The sequence below is a fragment of the Acinetobacter sp. Ac8 genome (assembly GCF_055392545.1).
In genome coordinates this window covers 4,345,040-4,365,978 of the sequence record NZ_AP043689.1, presented here as the reverse complement: position 1 = coordinate 4,365,978, position 20,939 = coordinate 4,345,040, and the positions used below count along the sequence as shown (strand labels likewise).

General features: G+C 38.6%; 21 protein-coding genes. 10 read left to right on the top strand and 11 right to left on the bottom strand.

Features of this window, described 5'->3' with window-relative positions; all coding sequences use genetic code 11:
- Positions 1 to 304: 304 nt before the first annotated feature.
- Positions 305 to 472: a DNA gyrase inhibitor YacG gene (locus tag ACZ5QH_RS20790; RefSeq protein WP_004816790.1), complete on the bottom strand. Its 168-nt coding sequence runs from the start codon at positions 470 to 472 to the stop codon at positions 305 to 307.
- 75 nt (positions 473 to 547) lie between these two features.
- Between ACZ5QH_RS20790 and ACZ5QH_RS20785 the strand changes: the two genes are divergently transcribed.
- From ACZ5QH_RS20785 to ACZ5QH_RS20775, 3 genes are all read left to right on the top strand, one after another.
- A complete protein-coding gene (locus tag ACZ5QH_RS20785; protein ID WP_303576670.1) occupies positions 548 to 1,210 on the top strand; it encodes a class I SAM-dependent methyltransferase in 663 nt (220 codons plus the stop codon).
- Positions 1,200 to 2,405 (top strand): TIGR03862 family flavoprotein, encoded by a 1,206-nt coding sequence (locus ACZ5QH_RS20780; RefSeq protein WP_303576649.1) that lies wholly within the window; start codon positions 1,200 to 1,202, stop codon positions 2,403 to 2,405. Before ACZ5QH_RS20785 ends, ACZ5QH_RS20780 begins: the two co-directional genes overlap by 11 nt.
- 98 nt (positions 2,406 to 2,503) lie before the next feature.
- A complete protein-coding gene (locus ACZ5QH_RS20775; RefSeq protein WP_004816796.1) occupies positions 2,504 to 2,914 on the top strand; it encodes a GFA family protein in 411 nt (136 codons plus the stop codon).
- A 47-nt stretch (positions 2,915 to 2,961) separates the two neighbouring features.
- Here ACZ5QH_RS20775 and ACZ5QH_RS20770 read toward each other — a convergent pair whose 3' ends face one another.
- On the bottom strand, positions 2,962 to 3,294 hold the full coding sequence (locus ACZ5QH_RS20770) for a HopJ type III effector protein (protein WP_303576650.1): 333 nt from the start codon (positions 3,292 to 3,294) through the stop codon (positions 2,962 to 2,964).
- A gap of 145 nt (positions 3,295 to 3,439) precedes the next feature.
- On the opposite strand from ACZ5QH_RS20770, the gene ACZ5QH_RS20765 reads away from it, so the two are divergent.
- Together ACZ5QH_RS20765 and crcB are read left to right on the top strand one after the other, a co-directional pair.
- On the top strand, positions 3,440 to 4,288 hold the full coding sequence (locus ACZ5QH_RS20765) for a DUF2071 domain-containing protein (protein WP_034616433.1): 849 nt from the start codon (positions 3,440 to 3,442) through the stop codon (positions 4,286 to 4,288).
- A gap of 125 nt (positions 4,289 to 4,413) precedes the next feature.
- Positions 4,414 to 4,794 carry a fluoride efflux transporter CrcB gene (gene crcB, locus ACZ5QH_RS20760; RefSeq protein ID WP_004816802.1) on the top strand — a complete coding sequence of 127 codons (381 nt, stop codon included), beginning with the start codon at positions 4,414 to 4,416 and terminating at the stop codon, positions 4,792 to 4,794.
- Between the two features lie 70 nt (positions 4,795 to 4,864).
- On the opposite strand, the gene ACZ5QH_RS20755 is transcribed toward crcB, so the two are convergent.
- Both ACZ5QH_RS20755 and ACZ5QH_RS20750 read right to left on the bottom strand, forming a co-directional pair.
- Positions 4,865 to 5,113, bottom strand: coding sequence for a type B 50S ribosomal protein L31 (locus ACZ5QH_RS20755; protein ID WP_004816804.1), 249 nt, complete (start codon positions 5,111 to 5,113; stop codon positions 4,865 to 4,867).
- Positions 5,114 to 5,406: 293 nt separating this feature from the next.
- The gene (locus ACZ5QH_RS20750; protein WP_004816806.1) at positions 5,407 to 6,705 is read right to left on the bottom strand and encodes an ABC1 kinase family protein; all 1,299 of its coding nucleotides are present in this window, start codon (positions 6,703 to 6,705) and stop codon (positions 5,407 to 5,409) included.
- Between the two features lie 200 nt (positions 6,706 to 6,905).
- Here ACZ5QH_RS20750 and ACZ5QH_RS20745 point away from each other — a divergent pair, with 200 nt between their 5' ends.
- Positions 6,906 to 7,121, top strand: a complete 216-nt coding sequence (locus ACZ5QH_RS20745; protein ID WP_004816808.1) for a DUF1737 domain-containing protein — start codon at positions 6,906 to 6,908, stop codon at positions 7,119 to 7,121.
- Between the two features lie 83 nt (positions 7,122 to 7,204).
- Here ACZ5QH_RS20745 and ACZ5QH_RS20740 read toward each other — a convergent pair whose 3' ends face one another.
- Both ACZ5QH_RS20740 and ACZ5QH_RS20735 read right to left on the bottom strand, forming a co-directional pair.
- A complete protein-coding gene (locus tag ACZ5QH_RS20740; RefSeq protein WP_004816810.1) occupies positions 7,205 to 8,560 on the bottom strand; it encodes an MATE family efflux transporter in 1,356 nt (451 codons plus the stop codon).
- Between the two features lie 40 nt (positions 8,561 to 8,600).
- Positions 8,601 to 9,062 (bottom strand): DMT family transporter, encoded by a 462-nt coding sequence (locus ACZ5QH_RS20735; protein ID WP_004725603.1) that lies wholly within the window; start codon positions 9,060 to 9,062, stop codon positions 8,601 to 8,603.
- A gap of 118 nt (positions 9,063 to 9,180) precedes the next feature.
- Between ACZ5QH_RS20735 and hemW the strand changes: the two genes are divergently transcribed.
- A complete protein-coding gene (gene hemW / locus ACZ5QH_RS20730) occupies positions 9,181 to 10,335 on the top strand; it encodes a radical SAM family heme chaperone HemW (RefSeq protein ID WP_303576651.1) in 1,155 nt (384 codons plus the stop codon).
- A gap of 76 nt (positions 10,336 to 10,411) precedes the next feature.
- Positions 10,412 to 10,897 (top strand): hypothetical protein, encoded by a 486-nt coding sequence (locus ACZ5QH_RS20725; RefSeq protein ID WP_303576652.1) that lies wholly within the window; start codon positions 10,412 to 10,414, stop codon positions 10,895 to 10,897.
- A 209-nt stretch (positions 10,898 to 11,106) separates the two neighbouring features.
- Here ACZ5QH_RS20725 and ACZ5QH_RS20720 read toward each other — a convergent pair whose 3' ends face one another.
- On the bottom strand, positions 11,107 to 12,930 hold the full coding sequence (locus tag ACZ5QH_RS20720) for an acyl-CoA dehydrogenase C-terminal domain-containing protein (protein ID WP_004725609.1): 1,824 nt from the start codon (positions 12,928 to 12,930) through the stop codon (positions 11,107 to 11,109).
- Between the two features lie 233 nt (positions 12,931 to 13,163).
- Between ACZ5QH_RS20720 and ACZ5QH_RS20715 the strand changes: the two genes are divergently transcribed.
- Complete coding sequence (locus ACZ5QH_RS20715; RefSeq protein ID WP_303576653.1) at positions 13,164 to 15,569, top strand: hypothetical protein; 2,406 nt, start codon at positions 13,164 to 13,166, stop codon at positions 15,567 to 15,569.
- Positions 15,570 to 15,647: 78 nt separating this feature from the next.
- Here the strand turns inward: ACZ5QH_RS20715 and aroE are convergent, their stop codons facing one another.
- Positions 15,648 to 16,436, bottom strand: coding sequence for a shikimate dehydrogenase (gene aroE / locus ACZ5QH_RS20710; protein ID WP_034616404.1), 789 nt, complete (start codon positions 16,434 to 16,436; stop codon positions 15,648 to 15,650).
- Positions 16,437 to 17,109: 673 nt separating this feature from the next.
- Entirely contained in the window at positions 17,110 to 18,051 is a 942-nt protein-coding gene (gene hemF / locus ACZ5QH_RS20705) for an oxygen-dependent coproporphyrinogen oxidase (protein ID WP_004816827.1), read from the bottom strand.
- A 274-nt stretch (positions 18,052 to 18,325) separates the two neighbouring features.
- On the opposite strand from hemF, the gene hemN reads away from it, so the two are divergent.
- Entirely contained in the window at positions 18,326 to 19,690 is a 1,365-nt protein-coding gene (gene hemN, locus ACZ5QH_RS20700; RefSeq protein WP_270384385.1) for an oxygen-independent coproporphyrinogen III oxidase, read from the top strand.
- Between the two features lie 210 nt (positions 19,691 to 19,900).
- Here the strand turns inward: hemN and ACZ5QH_RS20695 are convergent, their stop codons facing one another.
- The gene (locus tag ACZ5QH_RS20695) at positions 19,901 to 20,158 is read right to left on the bottom strand and encodes a DUF4844 domain-containing protein (RefSeq protein WP_270384445.1); all 258 of its coding nucleotides are present in this window, start codon (positions 20,156 to 20,158) and stop codon (positions 19,901 to 19,903) included.
- A gap of 122 nt (positions 20,159 to 20,280) precedes the next feature.
- Positions 20,281 to 20,883 (bottom strand): GTP cyclohydrolase II, encoded by a 603-nt coding sequence (gene ribA, locus ACZ5QH_RS20690; RefSeq protein WP_034616453.1) that lies wholly within the window; start codon positions 20,881 to 20,883, stop codon positions 20,281 to 20,283.
- Positions 20,884 to 20,939: the final 56 nt, after the last annotated feature.

Sequence of the window (20,939 nt, the reverse complement as noted above, 5' to 3'; positions counted from 1 at the left end):
AAGAGAAAAATCGAGCGTATATACTCCAATAAAAGTAAAAAATGCACATAAAATTGTAAGGATGGCGACAAAAATTTTTAAGCCTATAGGCACTTTAATACTCCAAGTTTCATTATAAATTGAAACTAATCAAATTTTTATATATAAAGTGTGAAGTGAAACATGCCGTATCATATCGCTATACAGATTAAAAAATAAATAGTTATTGTGAAGTATAAGTATAATTTTCTTTAATTGTTTCTAATAAAATGTTTTCGTTTAACCATGCTAAGTCTGTGATGATTGCATTAACTTGGCACACAGCTTAAGAATCTTCTGCTTGAGGTGCGTCTTCTGTCGGTAGCGTGTAGTCTCCATTGGCCCATGCACCTAAATCGATCAGTTTACAACGCTCAGAGCAAAATGGACGAAATTCGTTGCCTTCCCATGTAGAAGGTTCACCGCAGCGAGGGCAAGGAAAAGTTTTAGACATATGGAAATCCTCATTTAAAAAAGCAAAAACCGTAAAGAGTTGTTAAACTTGTGAACGATTTCTTGTTAGTTTGATCTGATTATGTCGATTCGTCAATTTCAAGCACAGCGTATGCATGCTCCTCGTGATTTTCAATGTATTGAAAATAACCCAATTTGTGTAGAAATTGGGGCAGGAAAGGGCAAACATGCCTTGCTCTTTTCTGAACAGCACCCTGAACTGAAATTGATTGCGATAGAAAGAACTCGTGAAAAATTTATTGCCATGCAGAAACAGCATCAGTTGGAAGGTCAAACAAATTTAACCCCTATTCATGCAGATGCATTGCCATGGGTGGTGCATGCACTTTATCCCAATCAGGTACAACAGCTTTTTATCCTCTATCCAAATCCAGAACCGCATAATCCTGCGCAACGCTGGTTAAATATGCCTTTTTTTGAATTTTTGCTTTCCAGATTATCTCCAAATGGCAGTATCACGTTAGCCAGTAATATTCCTGAATATATTGCTGAAGCAGAACAGCAACTAAAAGATGTTTGGAAACTGCCCTATGAAAAACAAACGATTGCATCAGATTCAGCACGTACGCATTTTGAAATTAAATATTTAGAACGTGGTGAATTGTGTCAGCAATTGATTATTGCTAAACCTGAACACTATCAAACCCGTTTTGATGAGGTTGGACCACGTCAGGGTCAAAGCGTTGAAAACTTATCAGAGCTGTCTGATGCCAATTAAGAAAATTGCCATCATCGGGGCAGGGCCAGCAGGTTTAATGGCTGCAGATGTTTTAAGTCAGTCTACAACTGATTATGACGTTCATGTTTTTGAACAGAAACCTTCTGCTGCACGTAAATTTTTGATGGCTGGAAAGACGGGGCTGAATATTTCCCATGCAGAAGCATTTGAACAATTTATTCAACGTTATGATCATGTGGAATGGTTAAGACCTTGGGTTGAAAAGTGGGATGCGACGTGGATTCAAAGTTGGATGCATGGTTTAGGGATTGAATCCTATGTGGGTAGTTCAGGGCGAATTTTTCCTGTAGAAATGAAGGCCGCGCCTTTGTTACGTGCTTGGTTAAAGCAGTTGGCAGCGCAGCACGTTCAATTTCATTATCGTCATCAAATAATAGATTTAAAGCAGCAACAACTCGAAATTTTTGATCTAAGAAACAATCAAGCACAGCTTTTGAATTTTGATGCGATTATTCTGGCTTGTGGTGCTGTGTCATGGTCACGTTTAGGTAGTGATGGTGCATGGCAAAAGTGGTTGTCTGCTTCTGAAATTGAAGCGTTTCAAGCGAGTAATGCCGGTGTGGTTCGGGCATGGTCGAATTATATGCAATCTGTCTTTGGTCAGCCTCTTAAACGTGTAGACGCTTGGGTGGAAAATTCTGCAAAGACACAAGGTGATATTGTGATTACCCATTATGGACTAGAAAGTGGTCTCATCTATAAGCAGGGGCGATTATTACGTCAGTTGGTACAGCACAATCAACCGATGTCGATTTATCTGGACTTGTTACCTGATCAAACTGTTCAACAGCTTACTCTGAAATTACAGTCGTCCAAAAAGCAATCCAGTACCAATATCTGGCGAAAAGCAGGGTTAGATGCTGCCAAGGCCAATCTGATTCGTGAATTGGTAGATAAATCAGTGTGGAACATTCCTGAAAAACTCGCACAACAGATTAAGCATTTAAAAATTGAGCTTGAGGGATTTCGTCCGATTGAAGAAGCGATCAGTTGTGCTGGTGGTGTAAAGCAAGCCGTATTAACACAGCATTTACAACTGAAATCCAATCCCCATGTATTTTGTTGTGGTGAAATGCTGGACTGGGATGCCCCGACAGGAGGATATTTATTGACTGCTTGTTTTGCGACAGGGCGTGCTGCGGGTGAGGGTGTACATCAATATCTCAATAGATGAGATTAGGCAAAAAAATGATGGCGTTTTGATTAAAAACGCGACTTTTATGCTAGTTTGATGCTATTGCCAATAGCTTTTGAAATAGGGAGATTTTCTCAATGTCTGCTGAAAAAATATATACAGGAAGTTGTTTGTGTGACGGTATTCACTATGAGATTCATGGTGAAATTGGAGCGGTGATCGAGTGTCATTGCCAACGTTGTCGTAAAGCCAATGGCACAGCATTTGCGACCAATGCGCCAATTCAAAAAGCAGATTTTAAAATCACCAAAGGTGAGGAACTACTGAAAAAATTTGCATCGACAGCAACAACAACACGTTGTTTCTGCCAAGAATGTGGCTCACCGATCATCAGTATTAAAGCAGAGACACCAGATACCTATCGTTTAAGAATTGGAACTTTAGATACAGCTTTAGAACAGAAGCCAACAATGCATATTTTTACTGCTTATAAAGCAGAGTGGGATACGATTTGTGACGGTTTACCTCAATATGATGAGCGTCCATAATCGTGTAGAAAGGGATCGAATAGATCCCTAACTTAATTGTATTGTTGTTATTTTGCAGTTAAAGCATCGCCTTCAAATTTGATGCCATTCCAACCATTTTGCATAAATTGGCGAATGTTCTGATGGTCTGTTGCATCAGGCGTTGCCAAAACAGCAGCATAATGCTCTGCAAATAAATTCAGTGTTTGTTGTTGATCTAAATCATTTAATTGTGCAAAAGAAAAAACTTTGGCACTGCCTTGGTTCTCAGTAGCAGCATTATGCTGTTGACCATTTTGGAATGCAGTCGGTGTGTGGGTATAACGAGCTTCGATATGACTGATGACATCTGCAAATTTTGCATTGCCTGCTTGAAGTTGTTTCAATAAATCTTGAGCCATGATGTGAAAATTCCGTGTTAAATCGTGCCAATATCATAGCCTATGGTTAAATAATTCAGTAATGCTATTTAATATTTTGAGATGGGCCATTCTTTAACCATATTTGCTAAAATAACGGCATCGAAATCCATAAAAATAGGTCGGTATGAATCGTCATAATATTAAAAATAAAGATTCAAACTTTATTTTGAGCCTGATCGGTCTTTTTGCTGAACGCCCATTATTATTAAAACTACGCCGTATCTTGATGGGTTTTATTCCTTTTCTACAGCTACAAAGTCAGGTCAAGAATATTGTGTATTTGTCATGGTTGGTGGATATAGATCAAGTTCGTTCACGCTATCCACAGCCTATTCAGTTATGGGAAAAGCAAGGGAAAACGATTTTTACCATACTGACATATCAGCATGAACATTTTGGTTTTTCTTTTTTAGGTCCATTACGCAAATTGATGCCATCACCGAAACAAAGCAATTGGCGTTTTTATATTGCCCCTACACAACAGGATAAAACGGTGATTTTCGAGCAAGTTGTGATTGACCAGCAGCTTTATGTTTTGAGTGGGCGTTTGGCAAGTGATGCGATGCCAGCACAATATGCAAAGAAATTTGTTCATCAAGTCTCTGAACAGCTGATTCAAACAGAGCTTGAACTTGATCCAGTTTATCAATTATCCAGCACGGTTCAAATCAATACAGATCCGCGCTTACCTGAGGCGTGGCAAAATTTATTCTCTTCATGGGATGAGGCCATTCAATATCTGGCTGAACAAGACCATGCATGGGTAGAATGGGTCGATCAACCTGAAAAACTATCACAAGGGGATATTGAAATGCCTTTTGATTTTAGTCAGGTTCTGCCTGCGCAAGTGCTTAATATTGCTTGCCCCTTGCTAAAACAATGGGGTGTTCGTGAACAAGATGTATTTGCCTTTGTTGTGCCAACTTTGGACTTTTATGTCAGAAATGAGTTGCCACTTAAATTAGATCGTTAAGCTTCTCCATGTTAATCTGTGGATAACTATCCGCTTATACACAAGTTGCTTATAAACAAGCTGAGCTGTAAAAAATCGGATGGTGGGTAAATGCGTTTTTTAAAAAGTTTTAAGGATATCTAAACATGAATTGGCTATTGGTCGCATGCGGTGGGGCAATTGGTGCAAGTTTACGTTATGGTGCAGGGTTTATTATTTCTAAACCACATAGCCTATTCCCTTGGACAACATGGTCGATCAATATCTTGGGCTGTTTCTTGGCTGGGATTTTTTTTGCTTTTACCCAACGCTATCCTATTTTACAGAATGAAACTCGATTATTTTTAATGGTTGGAATCCTCGGTGGTTTTACAACTTTTTCCAGTTTTGGTCTGGAAACATTCCAGCTGATTCGGCAGGGACAGTTACCAATCGCTTTGGCTTATACCGTTTCTAGTGTGATTGTTGGTGTGATCTGTTTAGCGATAGGCTTTTATATTTTTCAAATGCTTTTATCCACAAAATAATGTGCAATATTCAAAAATGAAAAAGCCTAAGCTGAGGTAAGCTTAGGCTTAGACACAACATACAGTTCAATTAACGTTTAAAACGGGCAAAGCGTTTATTGAAGTTGGCAATACGACCTTCATTGCTTGCCTGACGAATTTCACCTGTATAGAAAGGATGTGAAGCACTGGATATATCGAGTGTGACATAAGGATATTGTGTGCCTTCATATTCTTTGGTATTTGTTGTCTTGATCGTGCTACCAATAACAAAGTATGCATTGGCATTGGTGTCATGAAATAACACTTGACGATATTCTGGGTGGATACCTTGGCGCATGGTTTTAACCTCTAATTATTTAAACATAGTGTAATGTTATAATATTACATTTAATTTGTAAAGTACTTCATTTGATGGGTATTCGTGTTGTCTAGCGGATTTGAAAAAAGTGAGATAAAAAAAGAAGCCTGAGCAGGAGGATCTGGCTTAGACTTCAAATATAAGTTTAATGTAAAGCTCTATCCTTAAAATTAGATGAAGCGTATAACGAAATTTTTAAAATGAATGCATTGATTATGTTACTTTTAAAAGAACTGGATGCAATCGACTTCAATAAAAACCATCAAGAAAACTTAGTCTTGTAAAGGCACCAACTCTTCAAAGAGATCTTTTAAATTATCATGGACTTTAAGTTGAATCAGATTCCAGTATTGTCCTGAAATCGTACGATTTACCATTAAAGTATCTGGCGATGGTTTAAATACATCCCAATACTTCAATGATTTTTTCACCAGTTTGATGCCATCATGATGTGCTGAATTTTCAGCAAAATCATAATGTGTAGTCAGCGGTCGTAATAAAATTTCAAGCCATGCCTCATACAATTCGACTGGAAATTTACCTTTTTCAGCCAGTGCATCTAAAACGGTTAAATGCTCTTCAATCGTCACAATATCTTGTTTTCGTGCAGCTCTGACCAAGGCTTTAAAATGAGTAATGATTTCATTGGATAAGGTTTTTACACCGCCAAAATCGTAAATGATTACACTGCCATCTTCACGGAAAGCAAAGTTGCCAGGATGAGGGTCACAATGGAAACGTTTTAAGAAGAAAATCTGTTGGCCCAATGCCAAGATTAAGCGTCGACCAATTTCATTGCGCACAGATAAATCCCAAGTACTTGCAGTTTCAATACTTTCACCTTTTTCAAGGCTTAGGGTTAAGATGCGACGACTCGAATAGTCTGTAAACACTTTGGGAATAATAATTTTTGTGTCCAAAGCTTGATGGAATGTTCTAAAAACTTGTAAGTTTTGTGCCTCAATTTCGTAATTGAGTTCTTCATGTAAGCTGTCTTGAATTTCTTTAAATAAACGATCTTGTAATTTTTTATCTACTTTTAAAACACCCATTAAGCGTAATGCCAAACGAACCTGTTTTAAGTCACTTTCACATGCTTCATCTACCCCAGGATATTGTACTTTGACCACAACTTCAGTGCCATTTTTTAACATGGCTTTGTGGACTTGACCAATAGATGCTGCTGCGAAAGGTTGTTCATCAAAATGCAGAAAGGTTTGATCAATCGGTTTGCCTAGCTCGCGTTCTACTTGTTGTTTAATTTCAGCAAATGGCATTGCAGGTGCTTGACGTTGCAATTTAGCAATTGCTCGTGCGACTTCAGGTGGAAAGATATCTTTATATTGCGAGGCGATTTGACCAACTTTCATCACAGCACCTTTCATTTCTCCTAAGGTATCTGCAATTTGAACACCAATATCTTGGAACAGCTTACTGCGGGCTTCATTTTTTTGTTCTTCATCCGCATTAAAGTTACGAATTGAATTTGATACCGTTTTCGTCGCGATACTTGCAGTCATACTCGCAAGTTTCATAAAGCGGCGACCTGGGGTACTGGTACTTTTCGACATTCGTAACCATCCTTTTAATTGGGATTAAACGTTTAATTCATTTTGATCATAGGCGACTATTGTTAAACTGCCTACTCTAATTTGTTAAGCGTTTGTTTCTACTTGGCTATTTTAAATCTTAAAATATCCAGCATGCTATCGGTTTCTTCTCAGTGCTTTTGGATTAAAATATTCTTCAATATTTTAATCGTTGTTGGATCATGAAAGTTTATCGTTATTTAACTGGTAAGGATGATGTGAATTTCTGTGCACGGGTCAGTAAAGCTTTAAATGACGGCTATGAGTTATATGGTTCTCCAACGATGACGTTTAATGGAATTGATGTCATTGTGGGGCAAGCCATCGTAAAAGAGGTTGGCAATGAATCTGAGATGTCTGAAAAGTTTCAGCAAGCCTATCAGCTTCAATCTGAGTAAAATAGAGGACACTTATAAAAAATAATGCTGTATTTAAACAGCATTATTTTTAGATAAACGCATTCAATATAAGCGTTTTTAATTTAAGCCTGACTCAACCTTTTATTGTTCATATACAGACGCGTTAATAATAAAACACAGGCGATGGTCAGTCCAATGATCAGTCCTGTCCATACCCCAGCGGCGCCCATATCGGTATGGCGAGCCAAATAAATCCCAACAGGGAAAGCGATGATCCAGTAGGCCAACATAGTGATCCACATTGGGCCTTTGGTATCTTGCATTCCACGTAAACAACCCGCAGCACTGACTTGCCATGCATCCATAAGTTGGTAGCCAATTGCAAATAAAATTAAATATATCGCTGCTTGGGAAACATCATAGTCACTGGTATAAACAGACACAATTTGAGGGCGTAAAATCAACAGCAGTAACATTGTGATACAGGCAAATAAGGTACTGGTCATTAATCCAACTTTCTGGACTTTTCGCATCGCATACCAATTCTTTTCGCCATAATAAGTCCCTGTACGAATGGTCAGAGCTAAAGCCAATGACATCGGAATCATAAACAATTGCGATGTGATAGATAAGGCAATTTGATGTGCTGCAACAGTAACTTCACCAAGCGGACTGAGTACAATTGCACCTGTACTAAAAATACTGACCTCAAAGAAAATCGCCAAACCAATCGGTAACCCCAGTTTGAGGATACGTTTAATCAGTACGCGGTCTATTTTCTCAAACATATTTAAGGGTTGTGTGGCTTGGTAGCGTTTGGCTTTTAAAATATAAATGCTAATCGTGATGAACATGATCCACTGTAATAAAGCTGTTGCAAAACCACAGCCAGCACTTCCCAAGTGTGGAATCGGCCCAATCCCATACATAAAAATAAAATTCAGCGGAATTTGCACCACAAGCGCAACAAGGCTAATCACTGTGACAGGGCGAGGGTAGCCTAAAGCTTCTGAATAGCCGCGTAATGTTGAATACATGGTAAAAGCAGGCATACCAAAAGCAATCGCATGTAAAAACAAACTGGCTTTAGGCAATAAAGATTCAGGCACACCAACCAAAGGCAACAATAAAGGAATGATCTGTAAAACCAGCATGCCAATAATACCCAGCAATAAGGCAACCCATAAAGACTGGCGAACAATCGAAGGGATGTTCTCTGGGGTACGCGCACCGTTGGCTTCTGCCACTAAAGGCGTGGTTGCGATCATGATGCCACTAAACAGCAGCATGACTGGAATCCATAAACCTACCCCAACAGCAATTGCGGCAAGATCTTCGGGAGACATATGCCCAGCCATAATGGTATCAATCAAACCAAAGCCTGCGGCAGCAAACTGAGTGATTAAAATTGGGAGCATTAAGTTAAAGAGTTGCTTTAATTCAAAGCGGGTAGTTGTGGCTTTTATCGATGCAGACACAGTAAATACTCGTTTTAAATGTGCTTAGAAAATAGATTGGTTAGCGTTGTAGAGTGAGAAGCACACCTATAAAAATCACCACGCCACCTAAAAGACGTTGCCAGTTTACTGGCGTTTTATCTGTACCCAGTAGTCCAAATTGGTCAACGATCATCGACATTGCAATTTGTCCAAAAATAATTAAGCCTGACAGGGTTAAAAAACCCAGTTTTGGTGCAGTATAAATGCTCATACTGATTGCATAAACACCTAAGCAGCCACCTAGCCAAAGATACCAAGGTATCACTGCTAAACTTGAAAGGGTTGGTCTTTGTTCAGCTTGTACAATCACCAAAATAGCGAGCAATAGTGTACCAACTAAAAAGGATAAAAGGGCAGCTTGTAATGGAGAATGCAGATATTCACGCAATTGAGTGTTAATCGCGGTTTGAAAGGTCATGGCAATGCCAATACCCATGGTGAGTGGTAAAAGGAACAATAATTGACTCGATAATTTCAGCATTCTTCTTCATCTACTTTTATTGTTAATGTTCAGTCTAAAGCAAATTGATGACTTGTTCTAATCGGATGGTAGAAGTCATGTTAAAATAATCATTCTCTAAACTTGCTCTGAGCTTTCTTTGACTGATTTAACACCTCAAAATATACCTTTGTCGCTTTATATCCATATGCCGTGGTGTGTCCGTAAGTGTCCGTATTGTGACTTTAACTCACATGCTGTACCCGATGGGAAGCTGTCTTTAGATTTAGAGCAAGAATATTTATTGGCACTGGTTGAAGATTTTAAAACCCAAGTGGATTTTGCTCAGGGACGTAAAATTCATAGTGTGTTTATTGGCGGTGGAACCCCGTCATTGATTTCCGCACAAGGTTATCAGTGGCTTTTTACCCAGCTAAAAGCTTTAGTCCCGTTTGAGCAGGATTGTGAAATTACTTTGGAAGCCAATCCAGGGACGGTTGAACATGATCCATTTGCAGATTATTTAGATGTTGGAATTAATCGTTTATCGCTTGGGGTGCAAAGTTTTAATCCTGATCATTTAACAAAGCTGGGGCGTATCCATTCCAATGATGATGCTGTTTCCGCCATTCAACATGCCAAACAAGCGGGTTTTCAACGCGTCAACGTAGATTTGATGCATGGTTTGCCAGAACAGACTTTAGAACAAGCCTTGTATGACTTAAAACTTGCAGTTGAAAATGGGGCAACCCATATTTCATGGTATCAATTGACCATTGAACCGAATACGGTTTTTTTCCGCACTCAGCCTATTTTGCCTGTAGATGATGTTCTGGAAACCATTCAAGAACAGGGTGAGCAATATTTAAAGGCCAGTGGCTTTATCAATTATGAAGTGTCTGCATGGCGGAAAGAAAAACCGTCATCACATAATTTAAATTATTGGCAATTTGGCGATTATTTAGCAATTGGGGCAGGGGCACATGGCAAAATTACCCAAGCTGATGGCGTATACCGTTTTCAAAAAACCCGTTTGCCTAAAGACTACTTAGCCAAAGTGCCGGCTGAACATTTGCAATTGAAACGTATTGAAAAACAAGACATGCCTTTTGAATTTATGATGAATGCTTTACGTTTAAATGAGGGTGTTCATGCGCAAATGTATCCTGAACGTACAGGATTGAATTTGTCTGATTTAGATCAGGTGATTGGTTCATTAAAACAGCGTAAATTGATGTTAAATGATGACACACAGTTGGCATGTACAGCGCAAGGTCATGTATTTTTAAATTCTGTGCTGGAAGAGTTTCTATAAATCTACAGCACAACAATTTAGCTTTTGTTATGATCTGACTTAAAACAATAATCTATTAAAAGTTAAGGTCATCACAATGAATAAGTTTCTAATCAGTATGTTATTTGCTGTGACAAGCATTTCACTGGCATATGCAAAAAACGTTGTACCCCAATTTAGCGACTATCCTGTGAAAGCTGTGTATACAGGCAAGACCGCGAAACTTGATCTTTCAGATCCAAGTGCCAATATGTTCCGCACTCGACTGAGAGATGCATTAACACAAAAACCAGATTTTGCCGGAGAATATGTCACCACCATGTGGGGCTGTGGTGGGGGATGTAGAGTCTATTCTTTTATCAATAAACGTACGGGTCAGCTTTTAGCGGATGGCTTTGGTGGTGAGGAACGGACTGAAGATGTGATTGCAACACGTCCAAACAGCCGTCTCTTAGTCACACAAGAAGAGCATATGGATCAAAACTATACAGTGGATCAAGTGACTACACGTTTTTATGTGCTCGAAAAAAATCGATTTAAGTTGCTTAAAACCATTACTCAACCCGCATCTAAAACTCAATAGTAGGCGATGACAGAATTATCTGTTGGCTTTTAAACAGATCAATTTTTAAAAGCATTAAAGCGAGCGCTTAAGGGCATTTTTAAGTTCAGGATTTCAAGGATAGGCTTCTGCTACAAGTGAATGAATATCACTGTAGTGCAGCTTGCACTGTTATATCTTAAAAACAAAGAGCGCCGTAGCGCTCTTTGTTTTTTCAGAAATCTTAAATTTTAGTAATCAAAACTAAAATGTTCTGCATCAAGTGCCATCATGGTACGAGATGGATTCACCATAGACTCAGCATGACCTTGTGAACGTGGTAATAATTGTTCAAAGTAGAAATCTGCAAGTTTGATTTTTGCTTTATAGAACTCAGGAACTTCCGCACCATTACCAGACGCTAATTTTTCAGAAGCGACTGCTGCTTGTTGCGCCCAGTAGTAAGCCATCATTGCATAACCAGAGAACATTAAGAAATCGACAGAAGCAGACGATACGATTTCACGGTCTTTACGAGCTGCAAGCATGATACGAACAGTCAAAGCATTCCATTGCGCACAGATCTTGGTTAAATCCCAGGCAAAACGACGCATATATTTGTTACGTGCATGTTGACCACAGAATTTCAAGATTTCAGCGGTATATTCACGAACCACTTTACCTTTAGATGAAAGCAGCACTTTACGACCAATTAAATCCAGTGCTTGGATACCTGTTGTACCTTCGTACAAAGTCGCGATACGCGCATCACGTGCAATTTGTTCCATGCCATGCTCTTTGATATAGCCATGACCACCGAACACTTGCATACCCAAATTCGCAGATTCAAGTCCCATTTCTGTCAAGAAACCTTTGAGAATCGGGGTATAGAAACCAAGCTTATCGTCATATTCTTCAAATTTTGCTTGATCACCTTGTAACATTGCATCAGTCATTTTATCTGCAAGCTGAGCTGCATGATAAATCATGGCACGACCGCCTTCTGCAAATGCTTTTTGAGTCAAAAGCATACGACGTACATCGGCATGGTGAATGATTGCATCAGCCACTTTATCTGGATCTTTTTTACCAGATAGAGCACGCATAGACATACGGTCTTTTGCGTATGGTAAAGCACCTTGGAATGATAATTCCGCGTGAGCAAGGCCTTGTACAGCAGTACCAATACGTGCTGTGTTCATGAAGGTGAACATTGCATGTAAGCCTTTATTCACTTCACCAATCAGATAACCTGTTGCGCCATCAAAGTTCAATACCGCAGTTGCAGATGCACGAATCCCCATTTTGTGTTCAATAGAACCACAAGTCACAGGGTTACGTTCACCCACTGTACCTTCAGCTGTAGGGATGAATTTAGGCACAATAAACAATGAAATCCCTTTAGTACCTGCTGGTGCATCTGGAAGACGCGCAAGAACGATATGGATAATGTTTTCAGTTAAATCATGTTCACCGGCAGAGATGAAGATTTTTGTCCCTGTAATCGCATAAGTACCATCAGCATTAGGTTCAGCCTTAGTTTTTACTTGACCTAAGTCTGTACCACATTGTGGTTCAGTCAGACACATTGTTCCTGACCATGTACCCGCAGTCAGGTGTGGCATATAGGTATTTTTTTGTTCGTCTGTACCAAATTGCAGGATGGTATTCATACATCCCATGCTCAAACCTGGGTACATGGTGAATGACCAGTTTGCAGTCCCCATCATTTCAGATTTGATCAGGTTTAATGACATCGGCAAACCTTGACCACCAAACTCTTCAGGATAAGACAGACCTTGCCAGCCACCTTGAATAAATTGGTTATAAGCTTCTTTAAAACCTTTTGGCGTCGTGACTTCACCATCTTTAAAATGACAACCTTCTTCGTCACCAGATTGATTCAGTGGAGAAAGTACATTTTCACAAAAATCTGCAGCACCTTCTAAAATCATATCGACAGTATCAGCATCGGCATTTTCGCCAATTGATAGTGTTTTATAATGTGCAGAATAGTCAAAAACTTCATTCATTAAAAAACGTATGTCACGGAGCGGCGCTTTATATGCTGGCATGTGTTTAATCCTAATTTAAAAATAGTTTTGGATTTTCAATCTATAGCTTCATTATTCATAATCATATGGGAATTACATTGATAAGACTCTCTAAAAAAATTGTCAGAAATGCGAATTTGGTAGAAAAAGCACATGTGAATTTGTTGATTTTTTGATAGTCTTGTACACTTTGTTTTTTATTGTTTCATTGTTATTTTTATTGTCATTATAATATTCAAGTGGGTAGATCTATCATGCATTTAAAAAAATTAACATTGTGTCTATTGGGTTTGAGTTTATCAGCATGTTCTACACATGTGATTAAAAGCAATGCTTTAAATGCAGATCAAGACGCTCCGCAACGTGCAATTCAAGGCTTTAATGCCTTATATGAATATCCAAATTTTGATTACCGTGGACAAGTCAAGGTTCGACTTGATAGCGTTCAGAAAGCCAACACAGCTGATACAAAGCAATTAGATCCTACAATTGAAAAAAAGGTCAATCAATACCTGAAAGATCAAAAAATCAAGTTAACCGATACGCAAAAAAAAGACCTTTATCAAGCAATTGCTAAACAGGACTCAAAGTATTTTAGTCGCTTTGCTGGTATGGGCGCAGATGTTGTACAAAATATCGTGAATGATTTGCAGATTCGTTATGATGGAACGGTAAATTATCGTCAGAAAATGGCATCATTTAACTTAGAGACACAGTATAAAAAACCCAACCTCTCTGTGGAAATGCGTGTTCCTACAGTGTTGGATCTGAATAATTATAAATTCTATACCCATATTTTTTCTTTAATGCCTTATTTGGCCAATTCACAAGATCAGGATAAATATGCCTATTATGATTTTTCTAAATACAAAGATGATATTGCCAAAGTAAATGGAAAAGCCTTGGTTGAGTTCCTTAAACAATCAGGCGCAACCTCTTATTTGATCGCTTCTCCGAATCAAATTGAAAGTCTTGCGGTGAGTTCAGCTGAGAAGCAAGCGGGTGTGGTTGAAAAAATCCGCTTAACTACCAGCATTGAAGAAATGTTTTTGCAAGGGCAATTGTATTCTACAGTGAATCGTCAATATTTCATGAATTCAGTGCTTGGATTGAGTCCTACAAATATTGCAAAACTCTTAGATACTACTGGAGAAAATCAATCAAGTGATGCTGCTAACGAAGCGGCACAAGCTGCAATGAAAGCAGTAGAAGAAGCCTCAGCGGGGATCAATACTGATGATGCGGGAGTGGCTGATGCCGCTAGCGCCATGTATCAACTTTATAGTGCAGTCAATCGTCAATCTCATGAAGCGTCTGAAGAAGAGGTGGACGCTGTTTATGCAGATGCACAAGACGCGGCTAAAAAAGCAGTTGAAGATGATGAAGACTATGCCACTAGCCAAGCTTCCGATGCTGCTGAGCAGGAAGATGACAATGTTGAAGCTGAGTCTGCAGAAGCATCAGCAGAGCGTCAGAAAATTTTAACTGAACAACAATGTGAAGACTTAACAAAAGCAAAAGCTCATCCACGTTTTGGTGATGTGGAATATTGTCAATATCATTATGAAATTGATGTTTTAAGTGCTGAAGCAAAGGATGATGCATCTTCAGCCAGTAAAGCTTTACAGCAGCAAAGTAATGCAGCGCTTGTCAAAACCTTTACAGGCTATGCGAAAGACAAGTTGGTTGATGCTCAACAATTTAAACAATTGTGGAATCAACATCATACTGAAGTTGAAGCCAGTTTGCCGCCTAAAAATAAACGTAATCCTTTAAGCGTTGATCTGTCTTTAGATAACAAAGGCCGAGCAGTAAAAGCAGATTATGATTTGGGTGTGGATTTTGATAAATTAAATCGTAAACTGAATGTTAAGATGGATATGCAATTCCTTAATTATGGAAATGCCAGCAAGATCGACCAGAGTGTTTTACAGCAAGCCAAACCATTTAAAGATATCTTTAAAGGCAGCATTATGGAGCAAGCTGTGGGCGGTATTGCGGGTGTTTCAGGTGATACAGGCAGTCGTTCAGAACAAAAATATTTAACTTTAGATGAGCGTTTAGCGCAGTTGGCTGAACAAGTGTATGCACAAACGGGTTCATATGAAAAAACCTATAAAGCCGTATTTATTGCCAAACTGACTGCAGAAAAACCTGAGCTAATCAAACAATATTCTGCTCAAGATTTACAGGAAATTGCGGCAGTCTACGCTTATTCTTATTCTGATGAAGAGATTTACAATCCGAAAGGTCAGGCTTTAAAACAGGTCCAAGCTTTACAGAAAAAGCATCATTTGGAAGATGACCACCAATATGATGATGGACTTGGAAATGCTGTTGATGAGATCGTGGCTAAAGTCTGGAAAGATAAGCAAAGTGTTTTAGAAATTCAGAATTTAGTCAAGAAATACAAAACCACTGAAGCCGTTTTTGCGCAATATTATATGCAGAAGTTTGAAGCAGAAAATGAGATTGAAAAAGGGCAACGCGCTGATTTTATCAAAACAGCGAAGATTTTAGCCAAGTCTTATACTGCATTTAAACGCAATAAATTTAACGATCAGGTTGTAGCTGGCTTGGATCAAGACGCGACTGAATTTATTGATTATGATTTATTTAAGCAAACCTATCAGATCTTGAGTGATGCCAAGTTAAAGTAATTGGTTTTGGTTTGGCTAAAAAGAACCTCAATTGAGGTTCTTTTTTTATGGATTTTTTAAACAAAGATACATCCATGATTAAAGAAAATCTTTTAAATTTGGACGAACCCCATTCCAAATATAAAAGGCTTCGATGGCTTGCCCAACCAACATACCGAAGCCTTCTGAGCTTGGAATCTGGCGCGCTTTGGCTTGATCGATAAAACTTGAAGGTTTGCCATAGGCCATTTCATAAGCATGGTGAAAGGTTAAGGTTTCAGGAAGAATCAGTGCATCACCCGTTAAGCTTGCCGAAGTCGCATTGATAACAAGATCAAATTGCCCATCTAATTCATCTAGGCTACAAGCGGAAAGTTTTGCTTCAGGAACAGCGCTTTGTAAATCGGCCACCAATTGTTCTGCACGTGAACGGGTACGGTTGGCAATCACAATTTTTTTAGCCCCCGCTTTTACCAGAGGGTAAACCACGCCGCGAGTTGCACCACCTGCCCCAATAATCAAAATATCTGTGTTTTCTAAAGTCCAGTCTAATGCTTTAATCGCATCGACTAAACCTTGTCCATCTGTATTGTCACCATGCAATACACCGTTTTCCATCCAAAGCGTATTGACCGCCTTGGCGATTTTTGCACGTTCTGTCAGTTGTTGGCATAAGGCAAAAGCTTGTTCTTTAAATGGCACAGTAACATTCATACCTACGCCATTGTGAGCAAAGAATTCAGTTACACTTGCAGTAAAGCCATCGAGTGGGGCAAGACGTTTTACATAGTTGAGATCAATACCAGTCTTTTCTGCAAAGGCATGGTGTAGTTCAGGTGAACGAGAGTGTTCAATCGGATTTCCAATGACTGCGAATAGTTTACTCATGCCAAATGTCCAAGTATTGATTGTGTTGATTTTTAGAGAATGTCGACAATATACGTGAAAATGGATGATACAACCAAACTATATGCGGTTTAGCTTATGCTAAAATTTGAATAAATTGATGATTTAGAGCGCTTTTTTAATCGCGCTAAAGCTGGTTTTTAAGAGGAAGGTTTTTGGGGAAATGTTGTGCTTTAAAAAAGATGCTTATGGATTGCAAACTGACTCTAAGAAGTCAAGGAAAATCATAGCAAAAACAACAAGAAAGCCAGCAGATAAAACAACACTAGAAGTAATTGAGATGCTGTCAGAGAGATGGTTGTTAGAGATAATGGTGGTTGAAATGGAACATGCTAATAAAAATAAAATACTGAATGAAAGTGTAACCTTGTGATTTTCTAATAAATTCCTCATACCTACCTCTGGTTTCTACCGCTATAATAATCTTTAAACGCTAAGACTTTATCAAAAAATTAAGGAAATTTTAAGGTTGGTATCTTAGTCAGGTTTGAGCATATATTAAATTAAAAAAGTGTCCTTATCGTGAATTATTCTCATTTTAATTGTGAGTAAATCTTTCAAGCGCTATCTTCTCAGAAGGATTCATCGGTAAAGGTTAAAAAGCTATCTTGAATGCAAGATAGCTTGGTCACGATGAAACCTAAATGGCGAGAGATTATTTTAATATCGACAACCAATCTTTAGGTTTTAAATAATGAGCAGTGAGACGTTTTTCTGGGCTGTTTTCATCCCATTCTGGGCGATAAGACCATGCTGCAAGCGGTGGCATACTGACCAGAATAGATTCAATTCGACCACCAGTTTGTAAGCCAAATAAGGTGCCACGATCATAAACCAAATTATATTCAACATAGCGACCGCGACGATACAATTGGAAGTCGCGTTGGGCTTGTGTAAATGGTTTATCCTGATTTCTTTGGAAAATAGGCAAAATAGCATTTAAATAACCATTTGCGACCGCTTGAATATATTCAAAGCACTTTTCAAAATCCCATTGATTTAAATCATCAAAAAACAAACCACCAATACCACGTTGTTCATCACGATGTTTTAAATAGAAGTAATCATCACACCATTGTTTATGTTCAGCATAAATTTCTTCACCAAACGGTGCGCACAAATCGAATGCTGTTTGGTGCCAAGATAAAACGTCTTCATCATTGGGGTAAAAAGGTGTGAGGTCAAAACCCCCACCAAACCACCAAATTGGTGCTTGCCCTTCGGGTTCTGCAACAAATAGTCGTACATTGGCGTGAGATGTGGGAACATTGGGATTTGTTGGGTGAATGACCAAAGAAACCCCCAAAGCTTGTGCTTTGGCTCCAGCGATTGCCGGATGGCGTTCTGTTGCTGAAGCTGGCAGTTTGGAAATGTTGATGTGAGAAAACATCACCCCGCCTTTTTCGATCACAGTACCATTTTGTAGAACACGTGAACGACCACCACCTCCTTCAGGGCGTTGCCAGTCATCAATTTCAAATGTTGCAGTGCCGTGGCCTATTTGTTCTTGTTGCTCTAGGGCAGAGCAGATTCGAGCTTGTAAATCTGTCAGGAAATCACGAACACGTTGAATATCTGCAGAAGTCGGGTTTTGCATGATCATCCTCGAAGGAGAATTGAAAAATTTTCTACATCAAAACATAAAACGCTAAAAAAACAAAACCAAGTCATTATAAAGACATGTTTTGAACATGGTGTGAATGAATCGAATGAGCCTGAAAAATCTGTGGGTATCACGGATACATGCTAGGCAATCCCGAGCAATTCGCTAGGTTGAAATCTATCCTTAAGCTCAGCACAATGTATTGAGGATAAATTCAATTTTTGGGTTTATTGCATTCTGAATGTTAATTGCGTATCGAGCAGTGAATATGAGTTGTTCTTTGATTCAAAAATATAATGTTGCTGGACCCCGTTATACCAGTTATCCAACGGTTCCATATTGGGAGGAGGCATCATTTTCGCTGCAACAATGGAAACAGACCTTAAAGCGCTCTTTTGATGAGTCTAATCACGTTGAAGGCATCAGTCTTTATATTCATTTACCATTTTGTGAAAGTCTATGTACATTTTGCGGATGCCATAAAAAAGTCACGAAACGGCATGATGTTGAACAACCCTATATTCAAGCCGTTTTAAAAGAATGGGACTTATATTGTCAGTTGTTAGCAGACAGACCCATCATTAAAGAAATCCATTTGGGTGGCGGGACACCAACATTTTTTTCAGTTGAGCATTTACAACAATTAATTCAAGGTATTTTAGCCAAAGCCAATATTGCAGATGGTTATGAATTTAGTTTTGAAGGGCATCCCAATAATACCACGCGAGATCATTTACAAGCCTTGTATGAGCTTGGTTTTCGCCGTGTCAGCTATGGGGTGCAAGACTATAATGCGACTGTTCAGAAAGCTATTCATCGTGTGCAACCTTTTGAACATGTAGAAAGAGTGACGCAATGGGCAAGAGAGATTGGTTATACATCGATTTCACATGATCTGGTTTTTGGTTTGCCATTTCAAAATTTAGCAGATGTGTTGCATACCATTGATTTGACTAATACGTTAATGCCAGATCGCTTGGCTTTTTATAGTTATGCGCATGTGCCTTGGATTAAGGGCAACGGACAGCGTGGGTTTAAAGATCATGATGTGCCCAAAGATGGAATGAAGCGAACGCTGTATGAGGAAGGGAAAAAGCAACTTTTAGCGCATGGTTATCATGAGATTGGGATGGATCATTTTGCTTTAGATCGAGATGAGATGTATCAAGCATTTCATGCAGGTACTTTGCATCGTAATTTTATGGGTTATACCTCATCAAAAACACAAGTCATGATCGGATTGGGTCTATCTTCAATCAGTGATAGTTGGTATAGCTTTGCACAGAATGAGAAAAATTTAGATGCCTATTACACTTGTCTTGAAAATGATGAGATTCCTGTGGTGAAAGGGCATGTGTTAAGTGTCGAAGATTTAAAGATTCGTCAGCATATTTTGAATTTGATGTGCACCTTTCAAACCTCTTGGTCAGATCAGGCGATGGATTTTGCTGAGCGTGGTGATGTGATTCAACAGCTTGTTGAAATGCAGCATGATGGTTTATTGAACATTGAAGCGGATCGGATTGTGATCACGGAGCAAGGGAAGCCTTTTGTTCGAAATATTTGTATGGCGTTTGATCTGCATTTAAAACGTAGAAAGCCTGAAACACAAATTTTCTCGATGACGATTTGATTATATTTTACAAAATATTGTATTTAAAAATTTAGATGAAGAAGTGTAGATGATTCCTTTCTTTTCAGGGATGAAAAGAAACAAAAATCCTTTGTTGGGCAAAGGGGACTCCTGTCACCCTTGCCCAACGGCGACATCCCTGTCGCCATCCGCGATAGCAAAACCTTTCTAGATGTTTTATTCATAAAAATTAGTGAATTAATAGAAAGGTTATGGTTTTACTGATTTCTTTTGTTCAATTAACTTATTAATGACTTCACCATATACCCAAGTATTTAAAATACCATCTGAGCTTTCTAGGCCAATAATATCTAAAAATTTTTCATAGCTAACAGCAACTTGTTCTCTATCATCTGTATCTAAGCTGTATGGGTCAATTTGATTGAGTTTTTGCTTTAATTGAGGATTTTTGATCCCAGCATATAAAAAATGGTCTTGTTGTTGGAACTCTCTTAATTGTTGAATGATTACAGATTGGGCTTTTGAATCAGATGCCTGACACTATGCGCTGAGTTAAAGGAGACTGATTGCAAATAAAATTGAGCTTAATTTCATTAGTTCAGTCTCCTATTATTTAACTTAGTGATTATTTAAAAATCATCTTTCTCATACATATGTGACATACGATCATGTTTGGTTTTTAAATAATCTTCATTGAACTTATTTAAGCCCACGGTCAACGGTACACGGTCTAATACATCAATACCTAAATCTGTTAAAGCTTTTAATTTTAATGGATTGTTGGTAATGAGTTTAACTTGTTTGACCTGTAAATGATCGAGCATGATGCTACACATATCATATTTACGTGCATCAGCTGGTAGGTTTAACAATAAATTTGCATCAACGGTATCATGCCCTTGATCTTGCAAAGCATAAGCACGGATTTTATTGGTCAAGCCAATACCACGACCTTCTTGGCGCAAATATAAAATCACACCTTGGCCTGCATCATTCATCATTTTCATGGTGTTGTGCAATTGAGGGCCACAGTCACATTTTAATGAACCAAAGGCATCGCCAGTTAAACATTCTGAATGAATACGAACTAAAACGGGGTTTGTAGGCGCGATTTCTAAACCCTTAGAAAGAGCAACATGCTCTTCACCTGTTTGTGGATCTTGAAATACAGAAATTTTAAAATCACCATAAGCAGTGGGTAATTTTGAAGTGGCAACAAACTCTATTGACACAGAATCTTCCATCTATTTGTTTAGAAATTGGCTAAAGTATAGCGTAATGCTTGGAC